The sequence below is a fragment of the Streptomyces sp. NPDC003248 genome, assembly GCF_055563235.1.
In genome coordinates this window covers 271,665-297,030 of the sequence record NZ_JBVHDT010000005.1, presented here as the reverse complement: position 1 = coordinate 297,030, position 25,366 = coordinate 271,665, and the positions used below count along the sequence as shown (strand labels likewise).

General features: G+C 72.6%; 24 protein-coding genes. 10 read left to right on the top strand and 14 right to left on the bottom strand.

Going from position 1 to position 25,366, the window contains the following annotated elements; translation table 11 throughout:
- Positions 1 to 149: 149 nt before the first annotated feature.
- The 5 genes from cbiE to ACZ3KJ_RS15275 all read right to left on the bottom strand — a co-directional run bounded on the left by cbiE (position 150) and on the right by ACZ3KJ_RS15275 (position 4,996).
- On the bottom strand, positions 150 to 1,367 hold the full coding sequence (gene cbiE / locus ACZ3KJ_RS15295) for a precorrin-6y C5,15-methyltransferase (decarboxylating) subunit CbiE (protein WP_467527199.1): 1,218 nt from the start codon (positions 1,365 to 1,367) through the stop codon (positions 150 to 152).
- Between the two features lie 94 nt (positions 1,368 to 1,461).
- The gene (locus ACZ3KJ_RS15290) at positions 1,462 to 2,100 is read right to left on the bottom strand and encodes a GNAT family N-acetyltransferase (protein ID WP_467527198.1); all 639 of its coding nucleotides are present in this window, start codon (positions 2,098 to 2,100) and stop codon (positions 1,462 to 1,464) included.
- 216 nt (positions 2,101 to 2,316) lie between these two features.
- Positions 2,317 to 3,144, bottom strand: coding sequence for a MetQ/NlpA family ABC transporter substrate-binding protein (locus ACZ3KJ_RS15285; RefSeq protein WP_467527197.1), 828 nt, complete (start codon positions 3,142 to 3,144; stop codon positions 2,317 to 2,319).
- Between the two features lie 65 nt (positions 3,145 to 3,209).
- Positions 3,210 to 3,947: a methionine ABC transporter permease gene (locus tag ACZ3KJ_RS15280; protein ID WP_401690805.1), complete on the bottom strand. Its 738-nt coding sequence runs from the start codon at positions 3,945 to 3,947 to the stop codon at positions 3,210 to 3,212.
- A complete protein-coding gene (locus ACZ3KJ_RS15275; protein WP_467527196.1) occupies positions 3,944 to 4,996 on the bottom strand; it encodes a methionine ABC transporter ATP-binding protein in 1,053 nt (350 codons plus the stop codon). Before ACZ3KJ_RS15275 ends, ACZ3KJ_RS15280 begins: the two co-directional genes overlap by 4 nt.
- Positions 4,997 to 5,570: 574 nt before the next feature.
- Here ACZ3KJ_RS15275 and ACZ3KJ_RS15270 point away from each other — a divergent pair.
- Both ACZ3KJ_RS15270 and ACZ3KJ_RS15265 read left to right on the top strand, forming a co-directional pair.
- A complete protein-coding gene (locus ACZ3KJ_RS15270; RefSeq protein ID WP_389519719.1) occupies positions 5,571 to 5,930 on the top strand; it encodes a hypothetical protein in 360 nt (119 codons plus the stop codon).
- 1 nt (position 5,931) lies between these two features.
- Positions 5,932 to 6,348, top strand: a complete 417-nt coding sequence (locus tag ACZ3KJ_RS15265) for a hypothetical protein (protein WP_467527440.1) — start codon at positions 5,932 to 5,934, stop codon at positions 6,346 to 6,348.
- Here the strand turns inward: ACZ3KJ_RS15265 and ACZ3KJ_RS15260 are convergent.
- From ACZ3KJ_RS15260 to ACZ3KJ_RS15250, 3 genes are all read right to left on the bottom strand, one after another.
- The gene (locus ACZ3KJ_RS15260) at positions 6,338 to 6,835 is read right to left on the bottom strand and encodes a GNAT family N-acetyltransferase (protein ID WP_467527438.1); all 498 of its coding nucleotides are present in this window, start codon (positions 6,833 to 6,835) and stop codon (positions 6,338 to 6,340) included. The two genes, ACZ3KJ_RS15265 and ACZ3KJ_RS15260, sit on opposite strands and share 11 nt — an antisense overlap.
- Before the next feature lie 45 nt (positions 6,836 to 6,880).
- Positions 6,881 to 7,390 carry a sigma-70 family RNA polymerase sigma factor gene (locus ACZ3KJ_RS15255; protein ID WP_467527195.1) on the bottom strand — a complete coding sequence of 170 codons (510 nt, stop codon included), beginning with the start codon at positions 7,388 to 7,390 and terminating at the stop codon, positions 6,881 to 6,883.
- A gap of 68 nt (positions 7,391 to 7,458) precedes the next feature.
- Entirely contained in the window at positions 7,459 to 8,676 is a 1,218-nt protein-coding gene (locus ACZ3KJ_RS15250; RefSeq protein ID WP_467527193.1) for a glycerophosphodiester phosphodiesterase, read from the bottom strand.
- Between the two features lie 587 nt (positions 8,677 to 9,263).
- Between ACZ3KJ_RS15250 and ACZ3KJ_RS15245 the strand changes: the two genes are divergently transcribed.
- Positions 9,264 to 9,935: a lysophospholipid acyltransferase family protein gene (locus ACZ3KJ_RS15245; RefSeq protein WP_401690996.1), complete on the top strand. Its 672-nt coding sequence runs from the start codon at positions 9,264 to 9,266 to the stop codon at positions 9,933 to 9,935.
- An 81-nt stretch (positions 9,936 to 10,016) separates the two neighbouring features.
- Here ACZ3KJ_RS15245 and ACZ3KJ_RS15240 read toward each other — a convergent pair whose 3' ends face one another.
- The 4 genes from ACZ3KJ_RS15240 to argH all read right to left on the bottom strand — a co-directional run bounded on the left by ACZ3KJ_RS15240 (position 10,017) and on the right by argH (position 14,882).
- Positions 10,017 to 11,540, bottom strand: a complete 1,524-nt coding sequence (locus tag ACZ3KJ_RS15240; protein WP_467527191.1) for an MFS transporter — start codon at positions 11,538 to 11,540, stop codon at positions 10,017 to 10,019.
- Positions 11,537 to 12,103, bottom strand: coding sequence for a TetR/AcrR family transcriptional regulator (locus ACZ3KJ_RS15235; RefSeq protein WP_467527189.1), 567 nt, complete (start codon positions 12,101 to 12,103; stop codon positions 11,537 to 11,539). Before ACZ3KJ_RS15235 ends, ACZ3KJ_RS15240 begins: the two co-directional genes overlap by 4 nt.
- A gap of 128 nt (positions 12,104 to 12,231) precedes the next feature.
- Positions 12,232 to 13,203, bottom strand: a complete 972-nt coding sequence (locus tag ACZ3KJ_RS15230; RefSeq protein WP_467527187.1) for an aldo/keto reductase — start codon at positions 13,201 to 13,203, stop codon at positions 12,232 to 12,234.
- Positions 13,204 to 13,448: 245 nt separating this feature from the next.
- On the bottom strand, positions 13,449 to 14,882 hold the full coding sequence (gene argH / locus ACZ3KJ_RS15225; RefSeq protein WP_467527185.1) for an argininosuccinate lyase: 1,434 nt from the start codon (positions 14,880 to 14,882) through the stop codon (positions 13,449 to 13,451).
- A 282-nt stretch (positions 14,883 to 15,164) separates the two neighbouring features.
- Here argH and ACZ3KJ_RS15220 point away from each other — a divergent pair, with 282 nt between their 5' ends.
- The 3 genes from ACZ3KJ_RS15220 (at position 15,165) to ACZ3KJ_RS15210 (ending at position 18,523) form a co-directional block, all read left to right on the top strand.
- Positions 15,165 to 16,010 (top strand): hypothetical protein, encoded by an 846-nt coding sequence (locus tag ACZ3KJ_RS15220; protein WP_467527184.1) that lies wholly within the window; start codon positions 15,165 to 15,167, stop codon positions 16,008 to 16,010.
- A 118-nt stretch (positions 16,011 to 16,128) separates the two neighbouring features.
- Positions 16,129 to 16,728, top strand: coding sequence for a pyridoxamine 5'-phosphate oxidase family protein (locus tag ACZ3KJ_RS15215; RefSeq protein ID WP_467527183.1), 600 nt, complete (start codon positions 16,129 to 16,131; stop codon positions 16,726 to 16,728).
- A 112-nt stretch (positions 16,729 to 16,840) separates the two neighbouring features.
- Complete coding sequence (locus tag ACZ3KJ_RS15210; RefSeq protein WP_467527182.1) at positions 16,841 to 18,523, top strand: peroxidase family protein; 1,683 nt, start codon at positions 16,841 to 16,843, stop codon at positions 18,521 to 18,523.
- Positions 18,524 to 18,573: 50 nt separating this feature from the next.
- Here the strand turns inward: ACZ3KJ_RS15210 and ACZ3KJ_RS15205 are convergent, their stop codons facing one another.
- Entirely contained in the window at positions 18,574 to 20,055 is a 1,482-nt protein-coding gene (locus ACZ3KJ_RS15205) for a sensor histidine kinase (RefSeq protein ID WP_467527180.1), read from the bottom strand.
- Entirely contained in the window at positions 20,052 to 20,792 is a 741-nt protein-coding gene (locus ACZ3KJ_RS15200) for a response regulator transcription factor (protein WP_389519737.1), read from the bottom strand. Before ACZ3KJ_RS15200 ends, ACZ3KJ_RS15205 begins: the two co-directional genes overlap by 4 nt.
- Before the next feature lie 150 nt (positions 20,793 to 20,942).
- On the opposite strand from ACZ3KJ_RS15200, the gene ACZ3KJ_RS15195 reads away from it, so the two are divergent.
- Genes ACZ3KJ_RS15195 through ACZ3KJ_RS15180 form a run of 4 tightly spaced genes read left to right on the top strand, consistent with a single transcriptional unit; the run spans position 20,943 to position 25,337 of the window.
- Entirely contained in the window at positions 20,943 to 22,289 is a 1,347-nt protein-coding gene (locus ACZ3KJ_RS15195; RefSeq protein ID WP_467527178.1) for a ferredoxin reductase family protein, read from the top strand.
- Positions 22,290 to 22,299: 10 nt separating this feature from the next.
- Positions 22,300 to 22,740: an FMN-binding protein gene (locus ACZ3KJ_RS15190; protein WP_467527177.1), complete on the top strand. Its 441-nt coding sequence runs from the start codon at positions 22,300 to 22,302 to the stop codon at positions 22,738 to 22,740.
- 58 nt (positions 22,741 to 22,798) lie between these two features.
- Positions 22,799 to 24,181: a ferredoxin reductase family protein gene (locus ACZ3KJ_RS15185; RefSeq protein ID WP_467527176.1), complete on the top strand. Its 1,383-nt coding sequence runs from the start codon at positions 22,799 to 22,801 to the stop codon at positions 24,179 to 24,181.
- Positions 24,182 to 24,209: 28 nt separating this feature from the next.
- The gene (locus ACZ3KJ_RS15180; protein WP_467527175.1) at positions 24,210 to 25,337 is read left to right on the top strand and encodes an FMN-binding protein; all 1,128 of its coding nucleotides are present in this window, start codon (positions 24,210 to 24,212) and stop codon (positions 25,335 to 25,337) included.
- The last annotated feature ends 29 nt before the right edge of the window (positions 25,338 to 25,366 follow it).

The window sequence follows — 25,366 nt, the reverse complement described above, 5'->3', positions numbered from 1 at the left end:
CTCCGGTTTCGCCGTATCACACGCATCCCAAAACGGATGCGTTTTCCGGACATTGACCGACGAAGCGCCGGGCGAACGGATGCGGTACGACGATCGGCCAGCCTACCGCGCGCGGTACGACAACAGGATCACGGGGAGGGTGGACCGGGTCAGGCGGAACGGTCGGGGAGCACCCCGCTGAGCAGGAACGCGACGCTCCGCTCCGTCTCCGTCCAGTCCCGCGTGTCGAGTTCGACGGACTGGAGGAGGGCGCACTCGACGCGGTAGCCGTGTTGGGTCAGCTCGCGGCCGACGAGTTCGGCGGCGTCCCGGGTGAGGGCGTGGGTGACGATGCGCTGCGGACGGCGGTCGGCGACCGCGGAGACCACCGCCGCTCCCCCGCCGCCGACGCGGACGACGTCCGGTTCGGGCAGGTTCTCCAGGACGTGCGGGGCGGTGCCGCGGACGGTCTGGAGGTGGACGCCGTGGCGGCGCCCGGAGGCGTCGGTGCGGGCGCAGGCCTCCAGGTCGCGGTCGACGGCGATGACGGCCGCGCCCGCCCGTGCGGCGTCGGTGGCGAAGGCGCCGCTGCCGCAGCCGATGTCCCAGACGAGGTCGCCCACGCGCGGGCCGAGACGGGCGAGTTGCGCCGCGCGGAGCAGTTCCGACTCGCCCTCGCCGAGGTCGCCGCCGTGGGCTTCGGCGGGCAGGGCCCAGCCGCGCGGGCCGGCGCCCGGGTCGCGGCCGGCGATCCAGCCGCCCTCGGCGCCCGCCGCCGGGGCGGTGGGCCCGCCGATGACGATGACGACGTTGGGGTCGCGCCAGGTGTGGTCGGCGGCCTTGTCGGACGTGACGACGGCGACCCGTTCGCGGTCGGTGCCGAGTTCCTCGCAGACGACGAAGGTGCGGTGGACGCCCTCCAGGAGCAGGCCCAGTTCGGCGGGGCCGGCGCCGGGTGAGGTGAGGACGGCGACCTTGGGGTGGGCGCGGCACACGTTCACCGCGCGGCGCAGGGTGCGCCGGTGGGCGACGACCACCTGGGCGTCGTCCCAGGGCATGCCGGCGCGGGCGAAGGCGGCGGCGACGGAGGAGACGGCCGGGACGACCTCGACCTCCAGGCCGAACTCGGGGGCGCGCAGGGTGCGGACGACGCCGAAGAAGCCGGGGTCGCCGTCGGCGAGGACGACCGCGGTGCCGCGGTGGGGGGCGATGCGGCGGGCGGCGAGGGCGACGCTGCCGAGGCGGATGCGTTCGGCGGCGGGCGGCACTTCGGGCAGCGCCAGGTGGTGGGCGGCGCCGGCCACGAGCGTGGCGGCACCCAGCGCGGAGCGGGCCGCGGCGGTCAGCGGCGAGCCGTCCCAGCCGATCACCGTGACGCGGTCGGCCATCGTCGTCAGTCTCCCGGGAATCTACGCAGGCGGCGGGCTCCGTGAGAGTACCTGGTCGGGTGGGCCCGGGCGGCGGCGGTGGGGTGGCCGGAGGTCAGTTCCAGTCGGCGTAGGACGTGTAGCCGCCGTCGTCCGAGAGCCGCTCCCCGGCGCCGTCCAGGTCCTCGGGGAGCAGGCTCCAGACGATGAAGTCGGTGCGCACCTCGTTCCAGGTGCCGTCCTCGGCGCGGGCGCGCGCTATACAGGCGTTGCGCAGGACGCCCTCGCTGATGCAGCCGATCTTCTGCGCGACCTGCTGGGAGGCGGTGTTGTCGGCGGCCGTGCGCACCTCGATGCGCTCGAACTTCTGGTCGGTGAACAGCCATTGCGCGGTGGCGAGGGCCGCCTCGGAGGCGTAGCCCTCGCCGCGCGCCCAGGGGGCGACGATGTACGACAGCTCGGTGGAGCGGACGTGCCAGTTCGTCTTTCCGAGCCGGATGACGCCGACGAGCCGCTGGGTGAGGAACTCGGTGACGGCGAGGTCGAGGCCACGGCCGGCGGCGCGTTCGGCGGGGGCGTACTCGGTGATCCAGGTGCGGGCTCCGGCCTCGGTGAAGGGCTGGGGGACCGCGGTCCAGGCCGTGACCTGTTCGTCGTTCATCATCTCGGCCAGGGCGGGCACGTCGTCCTCGTCGAGGGGACGCAGCACCAACCGCTCCGTGCTGATGGAGATGGTGGGGAAGGTGCTCGTCATGCGCCGCTCCGTAACCTTCGAAACCGTCGGGGCCCGGCCTGTTTGACCGTCAGGCCTGCTGAACTGCCCAGCATGCAGCATGAAAGCACCGCGACGCACCACGGGGTCCACTCCCTGTGAAGGGGCGGACCCCGTGGGTGCGCGCGGACGCCGTGAGCGCGCGGGGGGGGGCCGGCCGGAAGCGGCCGGGTGTGGCCTCGCGGCGGTGACGGTGCCTCAGAAGGAGGCGATGACGGAGCCGGCGTACTTGTCCTCGATGAACTTCTTGACCTCGTCGGAGGTCAGGAGCTTGGCGAGCTTCTTGACGCGCGGGTCGTCCTCGTTGCCCTCCTTGACGGCGAGGAAGTTGCCGTAGGGGTTGTCCTTGGCGGACTCCAGGACGAGGGCGTCCTCGGCGGGCTTGAGGTCGGCCTCGATGGCGTAGTTGCCGTTGATGACGGCGGCGTCCACGTCGTCCAGGGAGCGCGGGGTCTGGGCCGCCTCCAGCTCCTTGAACTTGAGGCCCTTGGGGTTCTTGGTGATGTCGGCGGGGGTGGCCGCGTTGCCCGCGCCGTCCTTGAGGGTGATGATCCCGTTCGCGGCGAGCAGCTTCAGCGCGCGTGCCTCGTTGACGGTGTCGTTGGGGACGGCGACGGTCGCACCGCTCTTCAGGTCGTCCACGCTCTTGACCGTGCTGGAGTAGAGGCCGAGCGGCTCCAGGTGGACCGTGACGACGGGCACGATGTGGGTGCCGTTCTTCTTGTTGAAGTCGTCGAGGTACGGCTGGTTCTGGAAGTAGTTCGCGTCCACGGAGCCGTCCTCGGTCGCCGTGTTCGGCGTGACGTAGTCGGTGAACTCCTTGACCTCCAGGTCGAGGCCGGCCTTCTCGGCCAGGTTCTCCTTGACGTAGTCGAGGATCTCGGCGTGCGGGACCGGGCTCGCGGCGACGATCAGCGGGCCGCTGGTGTCGGAGGCGGAGTCCTTGTCCGAGCCGCAGGCGGTGAGTCCGAGGGTGAGGGCTCCGGCGGCGAGGACGGCGGTGGTGATCTTGGCGGTGTTACGCACGAAAAGTGCCTTTCCTGAGGGTGATGCGACCCCGCTGCGGGTGTGCGGGGAATCCGGGTGACGGGTCAGGCGGCGTTGCCGATGTCGGCGGCCGCGGGCTCCTTGACCTTGAGGAGCCGCAGCTTGGGGGCGGGACCCGAGCGGCCGCCGCGGCGGTGCAGGGAGCGGGCCGCGTAGTCGCCGGCGAACTGGATGAGCGAGATGACGACGGCGAGGATCGCGACGGTGATCCACATCAGCTCGGTCTCGAAGCGCTGGTAGCCGTAGCGGATGGCGATGTCGCCGAGGCCGCCCGCGCCGACCGTGCCGGCCATCGCGGAGTAGCCGATGAGGGCGACGATCGTGGTGGTGGTGCTGGCGATCAGCGAGGGCAGGGCCTCCGGTACGAGGACCTTGCGCACGATCGTCCAGGTGTTGCCGCCCATCGACTGGACGGCTTCGACGAGACCGCCGTCCACCTCGCGCACGGCCGTCTCGACCAGCCGGGCGAAGAACGGGATGGCGCCGATGGCGAGCGGCACGATGGCGGCCTCGCGGCCGATGGTGGTGCCGGTGATCGAGCGGGTGAAGCCCATCAGGGCGACCATCAGGATGATGAACGGCATGGAGCGGGCGATGTTCACGACCTGCCCGATCACCTTGTTGGCGACGACGTTCTGCAACAGGCCGCCACGGTCGGTGAGGACGAGGAGGACGCCGAGCGGGAGGCCGCCCACGACGGCGATGAGAGTGGACCAGCCCACCATGTAGAGGGTGTCCCAACACGCCTGCGCGAGCAGGGGCTGCATCTCGGACCAGGTCACTTGGCACCGTCCTTCACCAGCGGGGACTTCTCCTGCGAAGCGCCCGGTACGTCGATCTGGAGTCCGCGTTCGCGCAGGAAGCCGACCGGTACGACGTTGTCCTCGTAGCGGCCCGGCAGTTCGATGCGCATCCGGCCGACCTGGAGGCCGCCGACGGTGTCGATGGCGGCGCCCAGGATCGAGATGTCGATGTTGTAGGTGCGCGCGAGCTGGGAGATGACCGGCTGGGTCGCGGACTCGCCGTGGAAGGTGACGTCGATGACGGTGCGGCCCTCGTCGGCGGCCTCGCCGCTCACCGGGAAGAGCGCGGCGGCGAGCTCCGAGCCGGGCGTGGCGAGCAGCTCGCTGACCGTGCCGGACTCCACGACGCGGCCCTGCTCCATGAGCGCGGCCGAGTCGCAGATGCTCTTGACCACGTCCATCTCGTGCGTGATGAGCAGGACGGTCAGGCCCAGCTGCCGGTTCAGGTCGCGCAGCAGCGTCAGGATCGAGCGGGTGGTCTCCGGGTCGAGGGCGCTGGTGGCCTCGTCGGAGAGGAGGACCTTGGGGTCGCCGGCCAGGGCGCGGGCGATGCCGACGCGCTGCTTCTGGCCGCCGGAGAGCTGGGCGGGGTAGGCCTTGGCCTTGTCGGCGAGACCGACCAGGTCGAGCAGTTCGAGGGCCTTGCGGGAGCGCTCGCGGCCCGACCTGCCGAGGATCTCCAGCGGCAGCTCGACGTTGTCCTGCACGGTCCGCGTGGACAGCAGGTTGAAGTGCTGGAAGACCATGCCGATGCGGCTGCGCGCCTGGCGGAGCTCACGGCCGGCGCGCGGTCCGCGGCCGGCGAGGGCGGTGAGGTCCTGTCCGTCGACGGTGACCGTCCCGGAGGTGGGGCGCTCGAGCAGGTTGATGCAGCGGATGAGCGAGGACTTGCCGGCGCCGGACTGGCCGATGACGCCGTAGACCTCGCCTTCGCGGACGTGCAGGTCGACGCCGTCGAGGGCGGTGACCTCACGGCCGCGGGAGCGGTCAGCCCGATAAATCTTCGTCAGGCCCGATGTGGTGATCACTGGTTTTCCGTCACTGTCGAGTGCGCGGGCGTGGGTGTGCCCGGGCACGGAGGCGATTCGGTCAGGGACGCGGCACGGTCCTCGCGGTGGCGATCGAACCGGGGGGAGAACTGGTGCGCGGGGCGCGGCTCGGGACGCGTACGGCTCACGGCGTACCGGTGTGCCACGGCGGCTCGCTTCGGGGCGCGAACCCGGGGTGGTGCAGGGGCCCTCTAAAAGGCGCACATTCGACCGGTACAACGAGCACCGGGCGTCGGGGTCGCCTCGGTCGCAAGGGTGCGGCTGCTCGTCGTGGTCATGCGATCAGTAAACCAGACGTACGGTCCTGACAGGGCTCGGTCGTCCGCATCATGGACGGCCGCGGACGCGTCCCGGACCTGCGCGGAGCTCTCCTCTCCCGGCGGTGACCAGGAAGGACAGGGCTGACAGCTCTTTCACAGCGGGGCCGCGCCGGGTCGCCGGCCCGGCGGGCTGTGGCCAACGCCACGGTCCTCGCGCCGGGGCCGCGGGCGGCGCGGCGGCGGGGCCCGGGGCCGACCACGGGGGGCCGGTCACGCCGTAATAAAGTCGCTGCATGCTTGATGTCCTGACGCTGGTGACCGGTGTCGCCGCGCTGCTGCTGGCCGCCTGGTGCGGCTGGGCGGCCTACCGTGATCAGCCCACGAAGGACTGGCACTTCATCGGGATGGCCGTGGTCTCGGTCCTGGCGCTGGCGCAGCTGGTGATCGGGATCGTGCAGCTGGCGCGGGGCGAGGACCCGGCGCAGGGCACGACGATCTTCGTGGCCTATCTGCTGGGGGCGTTCGCGTGCGTGCCGGCGGCGGGGTTCATGTCGCTGGCCGAGCGGACGCGGTGGGGTTCGGTGACGGTCGCGGCCGGCGGCGTGGTGCTCGCCGTGCTGGAGGTGCGGCTCTATGACATCTGGGGAGGCTGAGATGGCGGCCGTGGAGGAGAAGCCCGCGCGGCTCATCGGAGGGCCGGGGCTGGTGCTGGTGTGGTTCTACGGCGTGATGGTGGTCGGGGCCGTGTCGCGGTCGGCGTACCAGATCGCCACGGAGTTCGACCGGGCGCCGCTGGCGTACTCGCTGTCCGCGCTGGCCGGCGTCGTGTACGGGTTCATCACGTACTCGCTGGTGCGGGGCGGGGAGACGGCGCGGAGGGCGGCGCAGGTGTGCTGCGCCGCCGAACTCGCGGGGGTGCTGGTGGTCGGGACGTGGACGCTGGTGGAGCCGTCGGCCTTCCCCGACTCGACCGTGTGGTCGGACTACGGGATGGGGTACGTGTTCATCCCGGTGCTGCTGCCGTTGACGGCGCTGTACTGGCTGCGCAGGTCGCGCACGGTCACGCCGTAGCCACGTACGTCCCGGCCGCCTTCTCCAGGACGATCATCGGTACGCCGTCGGCGCCCTGGGAGGTGCCGACCGTCTCGTAGCCGACGCGGCGGTAGAGGCGGAGGTTGCCCTCGCTGCGGTGGCCGGTGAAGAGGCGGAACCGCGTGGCGCCGCGTTCCTCGGCGAGGGCGGACTCGGCGGCGCGCAGCAGCCGGGCGCCGATGCCGTGCCCCTGGAGGCGGGGGTGGACGCAGAGCTTGCCGATGGCGGCGGCGCCGTCCTCGGTGAGGGAGCCGCGGACCGAGCCGACGACCTCGTCGCCCAGCCGCGCCACGAACACGCAGTCGGAGGCGAGCTCCTGGCGGACCGAGTCGAGGGTCTGGACGAGGGGGGCGATGCGGTAGTTGCCGTAGAGGGCCGCCTCGCTCTGGAAACACAGGTACTGCAACCTGAAGATCTGCTCGGCATCCTGCTCGGTCGCCACCGAGATGGTCACGCTCATGCCCATGTGCGCACGCCTCCCGCTCACCTGATCGCTCGTGGTCCTTCACTCCTATCCCCGCACTTCGCGGGCCGCAACCTCCGGTGCGAGCAGACGCCGCAGACATCCCAGACATCTGGAACGTTCCGGTCCGAGGCTGCCCTGTGAGATACCCAACTCCCCCGCGATCTCCCGGTACGTGAGGTCCCGCGGCGACAGCAGCGCCTGGAGGAGCCGGGGGCAGCGGCCGGGGAGCCGGCGCACGGCGTCGCGCAGGGCGCGGTGGCGGGCGGCGGTGAGGGCGAGGTGCTCGGGGCCGTGGTCGCCGTCGTCGGCGGGATCGGTCTCGAAGGGCCGTTCCCGGCGGGTGGTGCGGCGGGTGCGGCGGGACTCGGCGCGGACGGCGGCGCGCAGCCAGCGGTGCGGGTCGAGGGGCGGACGTCCGTCGGTGGCGAGGTGTTCCAGCAGGCGCAGCCACACCGCCTGTTCGAGGTCGGCGGGCTCGGCTCCGGTGGCGTGCGCCTCGGCGGAGGCCTCCGCGGTGAGCAGCGGGCGCAGGGCGGCGAGCAGGTCGTGCGTCATGTGCGGCACGACGCGGCCGCCCGGGCCTGGGTTGCCCGGGCGGCCGGTTCGTCACCCCAACGGGTCGGTCAGCCGTTGACGTGGTCCTCGCGGGCCAGCAGGCCGGTGTCGGGCTGGTCGGTGAAGACGCCGTCGATGCCGGTGGCGAAGTACGCCCGGTAGGCGCCGAAGACGTCGCCGTAGGCGTCCGCGTCGGTGCCCTCGCGGAACTCCGCGGGCAGGAAGGGGTTCTCGTTGCGCAGGGTGTAGGGGTGCAGGATCAGGCCGGCCGCGTGGGCGTCCTTCACCAGGGTGGTCGGGGTGGTGAGGCGGCCGTTCGCGTCCCTCGGGATCACCAGGTCGAGGGTCGGGCCGATGCCCTGGGCATACCCGGCGATCTCGCGCAGGCCCTTGCGGGTGACGAGGTCGGCGACGGTGCGCGGGTCGCCGGTCTCGACGAAGTCCCAGGGGCGGGTGGCGGCGGTGGAGAGGAGGACGACGAGGGGGTTGTCGACCAGCTTGTTCAGGCGCTGGATGCTGGTCGGTTCGAACGACTGGAGGACGACGGGCGCGTTCCGGTCGTCCTTGCCCTCCCGGCGCAGCAGCTCGGCGACCCGCTCCTCCAGGCCCAGGCCCAGCTTGCGGAAGTAGGTGGGGTGCTTGAGCTCGGGGTAGATCCAGACCTGCTTGCCGCGCTCCCGGGTCTGCTCGTCCTGCCAGGCGAGGACCTCCTCGAAGGTGGGGATCTCCCAGCGGCCGTCGTAGAGGGTGTTGTGCGGTCGGTTGGCCGGGATGCGTTCGGTCGCGCGCAGGGTCTTCAGCTCGGCGAGCGTGAAGTCCTCGGTGAACCAGCCGGTGGTGGAGACGCCGTCGAGGACCTTGGTGGTCTTGCGGTCGGCGAACTCGGGGTGGTCGGCGACGTCCGTGGTGCCGCCGATCTCCGGCTCGTGGCGGCAGACGAGGTGGCCGTCCTTGGTGGGCACGAGGTCGCCGGCCTCGACGATGTCGGCGCCGAGGTCGAGGGCGAGCTGGTAGGAGCCGAGGGTGTGCTCGGGCCGGTAGCCGCTGGCCCCCCGGTGCCCGATGATCGTCGGCACGGGCAGGCTCTTGAGGCCCTTGCCGCCGCCGGCGGCGCCGGTCCGGGTCCCGGCGGCCCGGGCGGTGCCGGTCAGGCCGAGCGCCGTGCCGCCGGCCCCGAGGACGGCGGCCGCTCCGAGGAACGCCCGCCGTCCGGTTCCGCTCGCCCGGTCGTTCGACTCCGGCGCGTGCTGCGACTTCCGCGACTCCTGCGACTCGCGCGTTCCCATGGGGCCTCCCTGCCGTCGGCTCGTGTCGTGCGCGCAGATCGTAGGGGCCTCCACATGACCGAGGGGAGGCTCCGGCCCGAACGGGCGAGTGACGGGAGATGGCCGGTTCACGACGCTGTCGTGACGGTCCGTCGGATTCGGCGCGGCGGGGCGGGGTAGCCGCTCGGTGTCGGCCGGAGCGGGCCGGGACCGGCCGGCCCGGGCAGCGGTGGCGCTCGCCGGCGTACGGCGTCGAGCGCTTCCGCGCCCGGTGTCACGGCGCGCCGCGCACGCCGGGCGGCGAGCCGCACCGGGTGACGGGCCGCACCGGGTGGCGGTGGCGTGCCGTACCGGGTGCGGGCGGACGTGCCGTACCGGGTGGAGCGGGGGCCGTGAAGGTCCGCGTCGTCCCGGGACCGCCTCGGCCGCGAGATACGTCACACCGGTCCGTCCGTGTGACGTACCGGGGACGGGGCGTCCGTTCAGGTAAACGTACGTCAACACTACGTAAGACCTCGGTGAACCCGATGTGCGGTTCCAGGGGCGCCGCGAGTATCGTCCTCACCTGCACAGACTCATACCGCTATCCCTTGACATCGGAGGGCTCGTTGTCCCGCTTCGCGCTCATCAAGGCAGTGCTCGGACCGATCATGCGCCTGATGTTCCGCCCCCGTGTGGAAGGCGCGGAGCACATCCCGGGGGACGGTCCCGTCATCCTGGCCGGCAACCACCTCACCTTCATCGACTCGATGATCCTGCCGCTCGTGTGCGACCGTCAGGTCTTCTTCATCGGCAAGGACGAGTACGTCACCGGCAAGGGCCTCAAGGGGCGGCTGATGGCGTGGTTCTTCACCGGCGTCGGCATGATCCCGGTGGACCGGGACGGCGGCCGCGGCGGGGTGGCCGCGCTGACGACCGGCCGGCGGGTGCTGGAGGAGGGCAGGATCTTCGGCATCTACCCCGAGGGCACCCGGTCGCCCGACGGCCGTCTGTACCGCGGCCGCACGGGCATCGCCCGGCTGACGCTGATGACCGGGGCGCCCGTCGTCCCCTTCGCGATGATCGGCACGGACAAGCTCCAGCCGGGCGGTGCCGGGATGCCCCGGCCGGGGCGGGTCACCGTCCGCTTCGGTGAGGCGATGGAGTTCTCCCGCTACGAGGGCATGGACCGTGACCGCTACGTGCTGCGGGCGGTGACCGACTCGGTGATGACCGAGGTCATGCGGCTGTCCGGGCAGGAGTACGTGGACATGTACGCGACCAAGGCGAAGGCGGCGTAGGCCTCCGGCGGCCGGGCGTCTCCTCGACCCGGCCGCCTCCCCCCGCTCGGCGGCTCGGCCGGCCCCCGCCCCGGTTTCCCTTCAGGGCCGGTTCTCCAGCCGTGCGTTCCGCAGCAGGAACCATGCCGCGACCGCCGTGACCAGCAGGACCACCGCGCCCAGGCCGGCGGCGACGGAGAGTCCGTCGACGAACGCCTCGCGCGCCGAGGTCAACATCTCCCGGGCCGCAGCCGCCGGCATCGCCGTCGCCGCCTCCACCGCGCCGCCCAGTGACTCGTGGGCCGCCCCGGGGGTGCCCGCCGGTGCGGTGAAGCCCCGGTACACGCCCGTCACGATCGAGCCGAGCGCGGCGATGCCCAGGGCGGCACCCAGCTCGTACGCCGTCTCGGACACCGCGGAGGCCGCGCCCGCCTGTTCCTTGGGGACCGAGGACAGGATCACGTCGGCGGTCACCGTGAAGGAGAAGCCGGCGCCCAGACCGACGACCAGGAGGGCGCCTCCCAGCAGCGGGTAGCCCGTGGACCGGTCCAGCACGGTCAGCGCGGCCAGGGCCAGGCCCACGGCCGCCAGGCCGCCGGAGACCACCGCGCGGACCGAGAACCGGCGCGCCGCCCGGCCCGCCACCAGACCGGCGGCCACCGCGCCGACCGCCGCGGGCAGTTCGGCCAGACCCGCCTCCAACGGCCCTCGCCCCTGGACGAGTTGCAGGTACTGGGAGAGGAAGAAGACCAGGCCGGACATCCCGAGCACGGTCAGCAGATCGGCCAGGACGGCACCGCTGAAGCCCCGGTTGCGGAACAGCCGCACGTCCAGCAGCGGGGCCGGCAGGGTGAGCTGGCGGCGCACGAAGCCGTACAGGGCGGCCGCGCCGAGCGCACCGGCCGTGAAGGCGTCCCAGGTGGGGCCGTGGGTGGCGGCCCCCTTGACCGCGTAGACCACGCCGATCGTGCCGGCCAGCGACAGGACGACGCCGGGCAGGTCCCAGGGGCCGGGCTCGGGGTTCCTCGACTCCGGCAGGAGCTTGCTGCCGACGAGGACCAGGACGACCATCACGGGCAGGTTGATCAGGAAGACCGAGCCCCACCAGAAGTGCTCCAGCAGGAAGCCGCCCGCGATGGGGCCGACGGCCGTGCCGGCGGAGGCGGTGGCGCCCCAGATGCCGACGGCGAGGCTGCGCTCGCGCGGGTCGTGGAAGAGGTTGCGGATCAGGGCGAGGGTGGCGGGCATCAGGGTCGCGCCGGCGACCCCGAGCAGCGCCCGGGCCGCGATCATCGCCTCCGGTGTCGCGGCGTAGGCGTTGAGGACGGATATCAGGCCGAACGCCGTGGCGCCGCCGAGCAGGATCCGCTTGCGGCCGATGCGGTCGCCCAGGCTGCCCATCGAGACGAGCAGGCCCGCGATGACGAAGGAGTAGACGTCGCCGATCCAGAGGAGCTGGGTGCCGGTGGGCTGGAGGTCCTCGCTGATGTAGGGGGTCGCGAGACCGAGGACGGTCGCGTCGACGGCCACCAGCAGCACGGCGAGCACGAGGACGGAGAGCGCGAGCCAGCGGCCCGGACGCCTCACCTCCGCCGTCGTTCCGGCCGGCCGCAGGGTGCTGGTCATGGTTCCTCTCTCCGTGGTGCGGGATGGCGCAGCGCGCCGCCGAGCAGCAGCTCGGTGATCATGTGGTGGAAGTCCTTGGCGGCGACCTTGCCGCTCAGCACGACCCAGGCGCCGGAGGCGATGAGGCCGTAGAGGGCCTCGGTGAGCCAGGCCGGAGTGAGGTCGATGCGGAACTCGCCGTTCTGCTGGCCGCGCCGGAACAGGGCGGCGATCCGCGCGTCGAGCCGGTCCCAGCCCTCGTTCTGTCCCTCGCCCTCGAACAGCTGGCTCTCGGTGTAGAGGAAGGACAGCAGTCCGGCGGCGGGTTCGAGTTCGCGGACGAGGCGGCTGACGGCGTCGCGCGCCGGGCCGTCGTCGAGCCGGGCCGCGTCCAGCGCGGCCTCGCACTCCGCGATGCCCAGCGCCTCCAGCGCCCGTACGAGCGCCTCCCGCCCGGCGAAGTGGCGGTGCAGGGTGGCGCGGCTGATCCCGGCGGCCTTGGCGACCTCGTCCATGGTCGCGGTGGCTTTGCGGGTCAGCAGGGCGGCTGCGCTGCGCAGCACGTGGTCTCGGTCGACAGCCATGAGACGAGAGTAGCCCACATGAGACATTCGTGTCTCACTATGGGCATGTGAGTCTCAAGAAGGGCAGTGGTGAGGGGAGGGTGCTGGGAGAGAAGGGTGGCGCGAGAGAAGGGTGTGTCCGGGGCGGCTCAGTGCCAGGGCAGCCGGCCGCGGCGCTCCCAGTAGGCCTGCGGTTCCTCGGCCAGCGCGCCGAGCGCGGCCCGCTGCTCCTCGTCGAGGTCGACGACGGCCGCGTGCAGGTTGGAGGCGAGCTGGGCGGTGGTCGCGGCGCCGGAGAGGACGACCCCGGCCCACGGCTGTGCGAGGACCAGGGCGAGGGCGACGGCGTCGCAGCCCAGGCCGGTCTCGGCCGCGACGGCCCGCAGGGCGTCCGGCGCGTGCGGTTCCGCGAGACGCCCGTTGGCCATGCCCTCCTTGACGATCACCGTCAGTCCGGCCGCGTGGGCCTCGGCGAGGGCGGGCCCCGCGGAGGTCTCCAGCGCGTTGTACGTCGACTGGACGGTACGGAAGAGGGGGGCGCCGTCGACCGTGATCGCGACGGCGGCGCGGATCGCGTCGGCCTGGGCGGGGCCGGTGGTGGAGAAGCCGACGGTGAGGCCCCCGGCCGCGGCCTCGGCCAGCTTCGCGTGGAGTGCCTTGTCGGTGAGGGCCGGACTGTCGGGGGTCACCGAGTGGATCTGGTAGAGGTCGAGCCGGTCGCCGAGCAGCTCGGCCGTCTCGGCGCGCTGCCTCTCGTACGTGGCGAGGCCGTGCTCCTTGACCTCGTGCCGCTCGGCGTCGGTGGTCCAGCCGGCGGTGTAGGTGTAGCCCCATTTGCTGCCGACGACGACGTCGTCGACGTCGGGGCGGGCCCGGAGCCAGTCGGCGAGGAACTCCTCGGAACGGCCGTAGGAGCGGGCGACGTCGATGTAGCGGACGCCCTGGGCGTAGGCGGCGTCGAGGAGTTCGCCGGTGCGGGCGCGCAGCGCCTCGACGCTGCGGTCCTCTCCGAGGTCGCCGTCCCGGCCGAGGTTGATGTAGCCGGGGCGGCCGACGGCGGCGAGACCCAGTCCGAGGTGGCAGGTGGGGGTCGTCGCTGAGGCGAGGCGGGCGAAGGGCATCGCGGGCTCCGTTCGGTCGGTCCGGTACGGCTTCGACCAACGTAACCCGCGATGACCTTCGTCCGAGAGATCCGTCGCCGCGGTCGCCGCGGTCGCCGCGGTGCTGTGGCGAGTGCGGGATCGTCGTGGCTCGTCGCGCAGTTCCCCGCGCCCCTTCAGGGCACTCGTCCCCGCGCCCCTTCAGGGCACTCGTTCCCGCACTCCTTCAGGACACTTGTCCCCCGCGCCCCTTCAGGGCGCTTGCCTCAGTCCTTCTTCTTCGCCGTCGCCCATGCGTGCTGGGCCGCCACGTTCCGCTTGACCTCGGACAGCTGGATCGCGACCGCGCTGGGCGCGGTGCCGCCGCGGCCGTCGCGGGAGGCGAGGGCGCCGGGGACGTTGAGGACGGAGCGCACCTCGGGGGTGAGGTGGGCGGAGATCTTCGCGAACTGCTCGTCGGTGAGCTCGTCAAGCTCCTTGCCCTCGGCCTCGGCGACCTTCACGCACTCGCCGGCGACCTCGTGCGCCACCCGGAACGGCACGCCCTGCTTGACCAGCCACTCGGCGATGTCGGTGGCGAGCGAGAAGCCAGCCGGGGCCAGTTCCTCCATGCGCTCGCGGTGGACGGTGAGCGTGGCGATCATGCCGGTGAAGGCGGGGAGGAGGACCTCGAGCTGGTCGCAGGAGTCGAAGACCGGCTCCTTGTCCTCCTGGAGGTCACGGTTGTACGCGAGCGGCAGCGCCTTCAGGGTGGCCAGCAGGCCCGTCAGGTTGCCGATCAGACGGCCCGACTTACCGCGCGCCAGCTCGGCGATGTCCGGGTTCTTCTTCTGCGGCATGATCGACGAGCCGGTGGAGAACGCGTCGTGCAGGGTGACGAAGGAGAACTCCTTCGTGTTCCAGATGATGATCTCCTCGGCGATCCGGGAGAGGTTGACGCCGATCATCGCGGTGATGAAGGCGAACTCGGCGACGAAGTCGCGGGACGCCGTGCCGTCGATGGAGTTGCCGACGCTGCCGTGCTCGAAGCCGAGGTCCTCGGCGACCGCCTGGGGGTCGAGACCGAGCGACGACCCCGCGAGCGCGCCGGAGCCGTACGGCGAGACCGCCGTGCGCTCGTCCCACTGGCGCAGCCGCTCGGCGTCCCGGGAGAGGGACTGCACGTGCGCGAGGACGTGATGGGCGAAGAGGACCGGCTGGGCGTGCTGGAGGTGGGTGCGGCCGGGCATCGCCACGTCGGGGTGGGCCTCCGCCAGGCCGATCAGCGCGTCCTGGAGCTCGGCGATCAGGCCGCCGATGATCCGGGCGTGGTCCCGCAGGTACATCCGGAAGAGGGTGGCGACCTGGTCGTTCCGCGACCGTCCCGCGCGCAGCTTGCCGCCGAGGTCGGGGCCGAGGCGCTCCAGGAGGCCGCGCTCCAGGGCGGTGTGCACGTCCTCGTCGGCGACGGTGCCGGTGAAGGAGCCGTCCGCCACGTCCGCCTCGAGCCGGTCCAGGCCCGCGAGCATGCCCGTCAGCTCGTCGTCCGCGAGCAGGCCCGCCTTGTGCAGCACGCGCGCGTGGGCGCGCGAACCGGCGATGTCGTACGGCGCGAGCCGCCAGTCGAAGTGGACGGACGCGGACAGCTTGGCCAGGGCCTCGGCGGGACCGTCGGCGAAACGGCCGCCCCAGAGCCGGACGTCACCGCTGTTGCTGCTCACTTGTGCTGCTCCTCGCAAGGGGTGTGGATGATCCGCCTGGATGGTGTCCGGATCCGCTCGGACGGTGCCCCGTTCCACCTGCCGTCACTGGCATGCATGAGTATGCAGAACTCTGCATGATTCGTCAATCAGGGCCCGGCTCTGGGGTGTCCCCCCGGGCACCCCGCTCCGGGCGAACATTTCGCGGACCCCTTGAACGCCGGCAACCGCTTACCCGTACTCACCGCTGAACCCGCCGGCGCCGGTCCGTCCACCCGTCCCTGACCCAAGTGAGGCATCCGCATGTCCAGGGCTCTTCCGAAGTACAACAAGCGTCGTGTGGCGGCCATCGGCGCCGCCGCCGCTCTGGCGCTGACCGGCGCCGTGGTCGTGAACTCCGCCCTCGCCGGGGAGTCGTCCGGGAAGAGCGGCACGGACGCCAGGACACTCGCCTCCCCCGGTACGATCACCTGCCCGGACGTCGCCTCGCAGCTCCCCGCCGTCCCCGCCACCGCACAGGCCGAGGTCGACCGCAACCTCGCCCTGCTCGACACCCAGATCGCCGAAGCCAACCAACGCCTCGCCGACACCGTCGGCCAAGGCGGCCCGAACTTCGTCCAGAACGCCATCCTCGGCCCCCTCGAGGACAAACGCATCGCCACCGTCGACCGCATCGCGATCGCCATCGGCCGCACCGCCGCCCGCCCCGAAGGCCTCGACGCCCTGGCGCCGTGCACCCTCGACACCGCCGGCGCCACGGCCACCCCGAGCGCCACGGCGACCGAATCGACGGGCGGGGCCGACGACGCCGACGACGCGGGGAACGCCGGGGACACGGGCGACACCGGCACCGGCGTCGGTACGATCACCTGCCCGGACGTGGCCTCGCAGCTCCCCGCCGTCCCCGCCACCGCACAGGCCGAGGTCGACCGCAACCTCGCCCTGCTCGACACCCAGATCGCCGAAGCCAACCAACGCCTCGCCGACACCGTCGGCCAAGGCGGCCCGAACTTCGTCCAGAACGCCATCCTCGGCCCCCTCGAGGACAAACGCATCGCCACCGTCGACCGCATCGCGATCGCCATCGGCCGCACCGCCGCCCGCCCCGAAGGCCTCGACGCCCTGGCCGCCTGCACGTTGAACCAGTGACGTGACAGGCGCGGCGGCCGCCCCGTGGAGCGCCGGCCGGGGCGGCCGTCGCGGTGTCCGGGCCCCACCCCAAGATTTCCTCAGCCGAACGAAGGAAAGTCCCGGATAATCACCGGACATGGGAAAGACCTATGAGCGCATAGACGGCAGGCTCCGTACGTTCATCGAGGAGCAGCCCCTGTTCTTCACCGCGACCGCGCCCCTGTCCGCCGACGGCACGGTCAACCTCTCCCCCAAGGGCTTGAAGGGGTCGTTCGCCGTCGTGGACGACCGCACCGTGGCCTACCTCGACTTCGCCGGCTCCAACGCCGAGACCGTCGCGCATCTGCGCGAGAACGGCCGGATCACCCTGATGTGGTGCGCGTTCCAGGGCCCGCCGAACATCGTGCGGGTGCACGGCCGCGGCGAGCCGGTCTTCCGCGACGACCCGCGCTTCGGCCCGCTCCTCACCCACTTCCCGGACATCGACCCGGCGCCGCACGGTCTGCGCGCGGTCATCCTCGTGCACGCCGAACTCGTGCGGGACACCTGCGGGTACGCGGTGCCCTTCATGACGTACGACGAGGACCGTGAGCTGCACGGGAAGCGGTTCGCCCGGGAGGACGACGCCTCGCTCAGCGCGTACTTCGAGAAGAAGGAGCACATCGCGACGAGCATCGACGGACTGCCGGGCGTCCCCCTCCCCCTCCCACCTGTCCGGTTTACGCAGATTGACTGAATGTACAGAAATATAGGATCACTGCGGTATTTGACGGAATTCTCCCGTCCGGCGCTCGGGTCACCTAGCGTGGGCGCCATCATGCGCGCCGACAGGAACACATGGGGGAAACATGTTCCGCTCCTCACGCGAACCGCAGAGCAAACGCCATGTCCGCTCCTCGTTCTTCGTCGTCGGTGAGGGTGTGCTCACCGACGACGGGGGCAAGGGGCCGGTGACACCGGTCATACCGTCGGCCCTCGCGGCCCTGCGCAAGTTCCGGTTCTCCCGTCTGGGGCCCCAGGCCCGGCCCGAGCACCTGCTCGAACCCGGCGACCGCGTGGCGCTCGCCGAGGCGATGACCGCCTCCGGCAACCAGCCCGACTCCGACAACCCCGCGGTCCCGGCCGGCTTCACCTATCTCGGCCAGTTCGTCGACCACGACCTGACCCTGGACGCCACCGCCGCCCACCTGGGCAAGGACGTCACCGTCGACCAGCTCCTCCAGGGCCGCTCCCCGGCACTGGACCTGGACAGCCTCTACGGGCTCGGACCGGACCACCCCGTCGACCGCCGCTTCTATGAGGACGACGGGCTGCGCCTGCGGACCGGCACCACCCAGGGTCTGCCCCGCCCCGGCGCGGACCCCCTGGTCGGCCTGTCCCTCACCGGGTTCGACCTGCCCCGGGCGGGCGTCGGCTCGCTGATCTCCGAGCGGCGCCGGCCGCTCATCCCGGACCCGCGCAACGACGAGAACCTGGCCGTCGCCCAGATCCACGCCGCGTTCATCCGCTTCCACAACAGGGTCGTGGCCGACCTCGTCGACAAGGGCGTCTCCAGCGCGGTGCTGTTCGAGACCGCCCGGGAGACGGTCGTCAAGCACTACCAGTGGATGCTGCGGCACGACTTCCTCGGCCGGATCGTCGAACCGGCCATCGTGGACCAGGTGTTCACCCAAGGGCGCAGGTTCTTCGAGCCCAGGGCCGGCGAGGACGACCGCCCGACGATGCCGATCGAGTTCTCGGTGGCCGCCTACCGGCTGGGCCACAGCATGGTCCGCGGGGCCTACAACTGGAACCGGATCTTCGACGACGGCGCGGGCACCCTGGGCCTGCTGTTCCGGTTCAGCGGCACCAGCGGCATCCTCTCCCCGCCGCCCGACGACCCGGACGACCCGGACGCCGGCCGGTTCGAGCGGCTGCCCACCAACTGGATCGCCGACCTCCGGCGGCTGTTCGACTTCCCGGCCGGCGGCCGGCCGGACCTGGGTGTGCCGGCGGCCAAGTTCAACGTGGCGAAGAGGATCGACACACTGCTGGTCAACCCGCTCGCCGAGCTGCCGCTGGGCTCCTTCGGGAGCCGGCCCAACGCGCCGGAGGACACCAACGAGCTCAACCTGGCCTTCCGCAACCTCACCCGGGGCACCATGGTCCGCCTCGCCACGGGACAGCAGATGGCCAAGGCGCTCGGCGTCAAGCCGCTGCTCGCCTCCGACTTCGCGAACGGTTCCGGGGCCCAGCTGAGCAGCGACCTGGCGGCCAAGCTCGTCGACCACTGCCCGCTGTGGTTCTACATCCTGCGCGAGGCCGAGGTGAACGGCAGCGGGCGGCTGACCGGCGTCGGCGGGCGGATCGTCGCCGAGGTCTTCCACCGGGCGATGGAGGGCAGCCGCCACTCCATCGTGCGCGACCCCTTCTGGCGCCCCTTCCTCAGCCCCGACCCGGCGCGCAGCGCCAAGGACGTCTTCGAGATGACCGATCTGCTGCTGCACGCCTTCGAGGGGCGGGCGGACCTGCTCAACCCGCTGGGCGCCTGAGCGGAGGACGCCGGGGGGAGGCGGCGTCACCCACCGGGGCGCCACCGCCGTCACGCGGTCCCGGGGCCGGCCTCAGGGGGCAGCGGCAGGCGCACGGTGAACGCCGTCGAGCCCGGTTCGCTCTCCACGGCCACGGTTCCGCCGTGCGCCTCCACCACCGCCGCCACGATCGACAGGCCCAGGCCCGCCCCGCCGCTCTCCGTCTTGGTGCGCCGGTCGGCCCGCGTGAAGCGCTCGAAGACGCCCGGCCGGACGTCCTCGGGGATGCCCGAGCCGTCGTCGTGGACGGTGAGCACGGCCTCCTGCGCGTCCGTGCCGAGGGTGACCGTCACCTTGGTGCCGGCGGGCGTGTGCACACGGGCGTTGGTCAGCAGGTTGGCCAGGACCTGCGGGAGGCGGTGCGCGTCGCCGGTCACCGTGACCGGGGCCTCGGGGAGGTCCAGTTCCCAGCGGTGACGGGGGCCGGTGGCCCGTGCGTCCGTGACCGCGTCGAGGACCAGGCGGGTCAGGTCGACCGGCAGGGCCTCCAGCGGCCGGCCCGCGTCCAGGCGGGCCAGGAGCAGCAGGTCGTCGACCATCGCGCTCATCCGGGTCGACTCGGCGGTGATGCGTTCCAGGGCCCGCGTGACCTCCGGCGGGACCGGTCCCGGGTGCAGCAGGGCGAGTTCGGCGTGGCCGCGGACCGAGGCGACCGGGGTGCGCAGTTCGTGGCTGGCGTCGGCGGCGAAGCTGCGCAGCCGTTCCTCGCTGGCGTGGCGCTTGGTGAGGGCGTCCTCGACATGGCCGAGCATGTGGTCGAAGGCGCCGGCGACCCGGCCCACCTCGCTGCGCGGATCGGATTCCGGGACGCGCGGCGGGAGCGCCACCTCCCCGCTGGCCAGCGGGAGTTCGCTCACCCGGGCGGCGGTCTCCGCGACCCGGCTCAGCGGGCGCAGGGACCAGCGCACCCACAGGGCGCCCGCGACGCCGGTCACCGTCAGGGCGGCCCCGAAGACGATCCCGGCGACCAGTTCCAGGCGGTGGACGGTGGCCTCGACGGGTTCCAGGGGCAGACCGGTGATCAGGACGTCGCCGTCGATGCCCCGGGAGGCGAGCAGCCGGTAGCCGTCCAGGGCGGAGAGGGCCACGCTGTGGCCGCGGCCGTCGGGCGGGACCGCGGCGAGCCCTTCCCGGTCGGCGTCCGTGAGGCGGACGTCGAGCGTGCCGGTGGTGCGGACGACGGCCGCGTTGGTCACCGTGCCGTCCACCAGCCGGGCGCCGAAGGTGCCCGTGGCCTGCCGCCGGGTGTCGCCGTGCTCGTCGCCGTCATGGTCGGCGCGCTCGGGCTCCCCGCCGTGCTCCAGGCTGACCGCGAACCGGTTGCCGGCCTCGGTCAGCTGCTCGTCGAGCCGGCTGGTGAGGAAGGCCCGCACCCCGAGGACCGCGGCGACGCCGACGGCGGCACAGCTGATCGCGAGCAGCACCACCAGCCCGAGGGTGAGCCGGGCGCGCAGGGTGTGCGGCCGGGGGATCCGGCGGGCCGGGCAGGTCATCGGGTGACCGGTTTGAGGACGTACCCCGCCCCGCGCACGGTGTGGATCATCGGCTCGCGTCCCGCGTCGACCTTCTTGCGCAGGTAGGAGATGTACAGCTCGACGACATGGGCGCGGCCGCCGAAGTCGTAGGACCACACGCGGTCGAGGATCTGCGCCTTGCTGAGCACGCGCCGCGGGTTGCGCATGAGGAAGCGCAGCAGCTCGAACTCGGTGGGGGACAGCTCGATCAGCTCGCCGGCGCGCAGCACCTCGTGGGCCTCCTCGTCCATCACCAGGTCGCCGACGGTCAGCCGCGGGCCGTCCTCCTGCTGCCGGGCCATGCCCGCGCGGCGCAGCAGGCCGCGCAGCCGCGCCACGACCTCCTCCAGGCTGAAGGGCTTGGTGACGTAGTCGTCGCCGCCGGCGGTGATGCCGGCGATACGGTCCTCCACGGCGTCCCGCGCGGTGAGGAAGAGCACGCACACGTCGGGCCGCACGGTGTGCAGGGAGCGCAGCACGGCGAAGCCGTCGGTGTCCGGGAGCATCACGTCCAGGACGACGGCGTCGGGCAGCAGCTCCCGGGCCGCGGTGAGCGCCGAGGCCCCGTCGCCGGCGGTGCGGACCCGCCAGCCCTCGTAGCGCAGCGCACCGCTCAGCACCTCCGCGAGGTCGGGGTCGTCGTCGACGACGAGGACCCGCAGCGGGGTGCCGTCGGGGCGGGTGAGGGCGGGGCGGCCGGAGCGCGTGGTGTTCATGGCCTCTCCAGCATCGCCCCTCGCCGGGTGCGCGGACGCCCGCGGAGGCTCTGAGTTCCCTCTGAGTCTCCTCAGCGGGGCGCCTTCTCAGAGCGTGCTGAGAGGTTCGGCGCGCACAGTGACGAGCCGGACGGGAGAAAGGACGTACCCATGACCGCCCTGTACGAGCGGACGGCGCCGGCCGTGCCGCTCGCCGCCCGGCGCTCCCCCGCGGGACCGCTGCTCGCCCTGTTGTGGGCCGGGGCGGCGGCCGCGGTGGCCCTGTGGTGGCTGAACGCCGGGTCGGTGGTCGGCACGGCCGGCTGGCTGACGAACGCCGGGCGGATCGCCGGACTGCTGTGCGGCTACGCGTGTGCCGTGCTCGTCGGGCTGATGGCCCGCGTCCCGCTGCTGGAGTGCCGCGTCGGCTCCGACCGGGTGGCGCGCTGGCACGCGATGGCGGGCCGCTACACGGTCTGCCTGCTGCTCGCGCACATCGTGCTGATCCTCGCCGGCTATGCCGCCCAGGACGGCGCCTCGCTCCTGCACGAGACGACGACGGTGGTCCTGGACTACCCGGAGATGCTGAAGGCCACCGCGGGCACGCTGATCCTCCTCGTGGTCGGCGTCTCCTCCGCGCGTGCCGTGCGCCGCCGGGTCGGACACGAGTTCTGGTACCACGTCCACCTGCTCACCTACGCGGCCGTCTTCCTGGCCTTCTTCCACCAGGTCCAGCTGGGTTCCGACCTCACGGCGGGACCGGCGCGGGCCGCCTGGTACGCGCTGTACCTGGGGGTGGCGGCGCTGGTGCTGTGGTTCCGGATCCTCGCCCCGGTGCGGCTGAACCTGCGGCACCGGCTGCGGGTGGAGTCCGTGCACCAGGAGGCGCCGGGCGTGTGGTCGGTCGTCGTGCGCGGCCGGGCGCTGGACGAACTGGGGGCGCGGGCGGGGCAGTTCCTCCGCTGGCGGTTCCTCACCGGGGGCCTGCGGTGGACGTCGACGCCGTACTCGCTGTCGGCGCCGCCGCAGCCGGACCGGCTGCGCATCACGGTCAAGGCGCTCGGCGACCACAGCACGGCCGTCGCGCTGCTGCGGCCGGGCACCCGGGTGTGGGCCGAGGGGCCCTACGGCGCGCTGACCGCCGAGCGGCGGACGGCGCCCAGGGCGCTGCTGATCGCGGGCGGGGTGGGCGTCACCCCGCTGCGGGCGCTGTTCGAGACGCTGCCGGGCGAGGTCACCCTCGTCTACCGGGCGCGGACGGCCCGGGACCTCGCGCTGGGCGGTGAGCTCGAGGCGCTGGCGCGGTGGCGCGGCGGGCGGGTGCGGTACGCGCTGAACGGGCCGGACGGGCGGCGGCCGGACCTGAGCGCCGGGGCGCTGCGCGCGAGCGTGCCCGGTCTCGCCGACCACGACGTGTACCTGTGCGGTCCGCCCGGCTTCGCCCGGGACGTGTACGCGGCCCTGCGCGCCGCGGGGGTGCCGGACCGCCGCATCCACCACGAGTCCTTCGAACTGTGAGGTCCCACCCGTGCACGCGCTGAGGAAGAACCGCCCGCTGCGGCGGATCGTGCTGGCGAGCGCCGCCACCGTCTCCGGCATGGTCCTGCTGCTGTCGCTGAAGCCGCACGACACGCCGGCCGTCCCCGCCCCCGCGACCGCCCCCTCCGGCGGCACGAGCGGCCCGACGGCCGGCGGCACGACCGTCACCGGCGACTCCGCGCAGACGCGCTGGGGCCCCGTCCAGGTCCGTGTGACGCTCGAGAACGGCAAGCTCACCGACGTCACCGCCGTCGACTACCCCACGGACAACCCTCGGGACCAGGAGATCAACAGCTACGCCCTGCCCCGGCTGCGGACGGAGGCGCTCCAGGCGCAGAGCGCCGACATCGACACGGTCTCCGGGGCCACCTACACGAGCGACGGTTACCGCCGGTCGCTCCAGTCGGCCCTCGACTCGGCGGGCGGCTGAACACTCCGCGGTGCCGGCACGTATTCGTGGGTCAAGGGTCCGTACCCACGGAGGAACCGTGACCACGACGATCGCCGGCGGCCGCGCCGCCCGCCGCCAGACGATGCGCCGCATCCGCCCGCGCCGCTCCCCGGCCGTCCCGCTGCTGATCGCCGTCTGGGCGGGCGCCGCGGGCGTGCTGTGGCTGTGGTGGGACAACACGCCGTCCATCGCGGACGACACCGGCCGGGTCGTGAACGCGGGACGCATCACCGGTCTGCTCGCCGGCTACCTGATGGCACTGGTCGTCCTCCAGATGGCCAGGGTGCCGGCCCTGGAGCGGCGGGTGGGCTCGGACCGGGTCGCCCGCTGGCACGCGATGACCGGCCGGTACACCCTCTGCCTCACCTTCGCGCACGTGTTCCTCATCATGTGGGGCTACGCGCTCCAGGCCGGCAAGTCGCTCGGCGACGTCGTCCAGCAGACCGTCGACTCCGTGAACCAGCTGCCCGACATGGGCAAGGCCGCCCTCGGCACCGGCCTGCTGCTGGTCATCGGCCTGGTCTCGATCGGCCCGGTCCGCCGCCGGATGCCCTACGACACCTGGTACCACGTCCATCTGATGACGTACGCCGCGGTGTTCCTGACGTTCTGGCACCAGATCACCACCGGCAACGACTTCGCCGTCCAGCCGGCCGCGAAGACCGCCTGGTACGCGCTGTACGGGTCGGTCACCGCGCTGGTCGTCTGGTACCGCGTCCTCACCCCGCTCCGGCTGAACCTGCGTCACCGCCTGTACGTCGAGGCGGTCATCGAGGAGACGCCGGGGATCGTGTCGGTGCTGATCGGCGGCCGCAGGCTGCACCGGATGGGCGCGGAGGCCGGGCAGTTCTTCCGGTGGCGGTTCCTGGCGCCGGGGATGCGGTTCAGCTCCCACCCGTACTCGCTGTCGGCGGCGCCCCGCCCGGAGATGCTGCGGATCACCGTCAAGGCGATCGGTGACCACAGCGCCGCCCTGCGCGGGCTGAAGCCCGGCACGAAGGTGTGGGCCGAGGGCCCGTACGGCGCGATGACGGCGTCCCGCCGCAGCCGCGGCAAGGTGCTGCTGGTGGCCGGCGGGGTCGGGATCACCCCGATGCGGGCGCTGTTCGAGACGCTGCCGGGCGCGGCCGGGGACATCACCCTGCTCTACCGGGCCAACAGCACCCAGGACCTGGCCCTGTGGGACGAGCTGGCGAAGATCGCCGACGAGCGCGGGGCGCGGCTGATGTACGCGGTCAACAGCCCCGACGGGGAGCGCCCCGACATCTCGGCGGAGTCGCTGCAACGGAAGATCCCCGACATCGACCGCCACGACGTCTTCATGTGCGGGCCGAACGGTTTCGCCCAGTCGGTGTACGAGGCCTTGCGCGGCGCCGGGGTCCCCGCCCGCCGCATCCATCACGAGTCGTTCGAGATGTGAGCGACGGGAATCAGGAGCTCAGGAAGCGATGAGGAAGAGCCACCCCTTCCGGCGCGTCGTGCTCGCCGGTGCCGCCACCGTCTCCGGGATCGTGCTGCTGCTGGCGCTGAAGCCGTCGTCGGACCCGGCCTCCGCGGCGGGCACGGCGCCCGCGCAGTCCTCGGTCCAGGGCGGTGCCCAGGCCGCGGCAACCGGCACGGTCACCGGGGACGCGGCCCAGACCCAGTACGGGGTCGTGCAGGTCCGGCTGACCGTCGCCGACGGGAAGATCACACAGGCGGACGCGGTCCAGGCGCCCAAGGGCGGCCAGAGCGACCAGATCACCGCGAACGCCGTGCCCAAGCTCAACCAGGCCGCGGTCGCCGCGCAGAGCGCGGACATCGACTCCGTCTCCGGGGCCACCTACACCAGCGAGGGCTACAAGAAGTCGTTGCAGTCGGCGCTGGACAAGGTGAAGGCGGGCGCGGGCGCTTCCCAGGGGTCCGGCACCGTCCAGGTCACGGGCACCTTCACCGGGGACGCGGCCCAGACCCAGTACGGGGTCGTGCAGGTCCGCATCACCGTCAGCAAGAACCGGATCACCAAGGCGGAGGCGGTGCAGGCGCCCGAGGGCGGCCGGAGCGACCAGATCACCGCGAACGCCGTACCCGAGCTCAACCAGGCGACGGTGGCCGGGCAGAGCCCCGACATCGACACGGTCTCCGGGGCGACCTACACCAGCACCGGGTACAAGAAGTCCCTCCAGTCCGCGATCGACAAAGCGAACGCCAGCGCGGGGTCGTCGGCGCAGGACTCCGGGGCGCAGGAGGGGGCGCAGGAGTCGCAGTCGCCGGAGCCGGGAGCGCAGGAGTCGGGGTCGCAGGGCTCCGGGAGCGCGCAGGCGTCCGGCACCTTCACCGGGGACGCGGCCCAGACCCAGTACGGCGCGGTGCAGGTCCGCATCACCGTCGCGGACGGGAAGATCACCAAGGCGGAGGCGGTGCAGGCGCCGAAGGGCGGCCGGAGCGACCAGGTCACCGCGGACGCCGTGCCCCGGCTCAACCAGGCGGCCGTCGCGGCCGGCAGCGCGGACATCGACGCGGTGTCCGGGGCCACGTACACCAGCGCGGGCTACCAGGAGTCCCTCCAGTCGGCGCTGGACCGGGCCGGTGGCTGACGCGGTGGCCGAGTCGGCGCAGGCTCCCG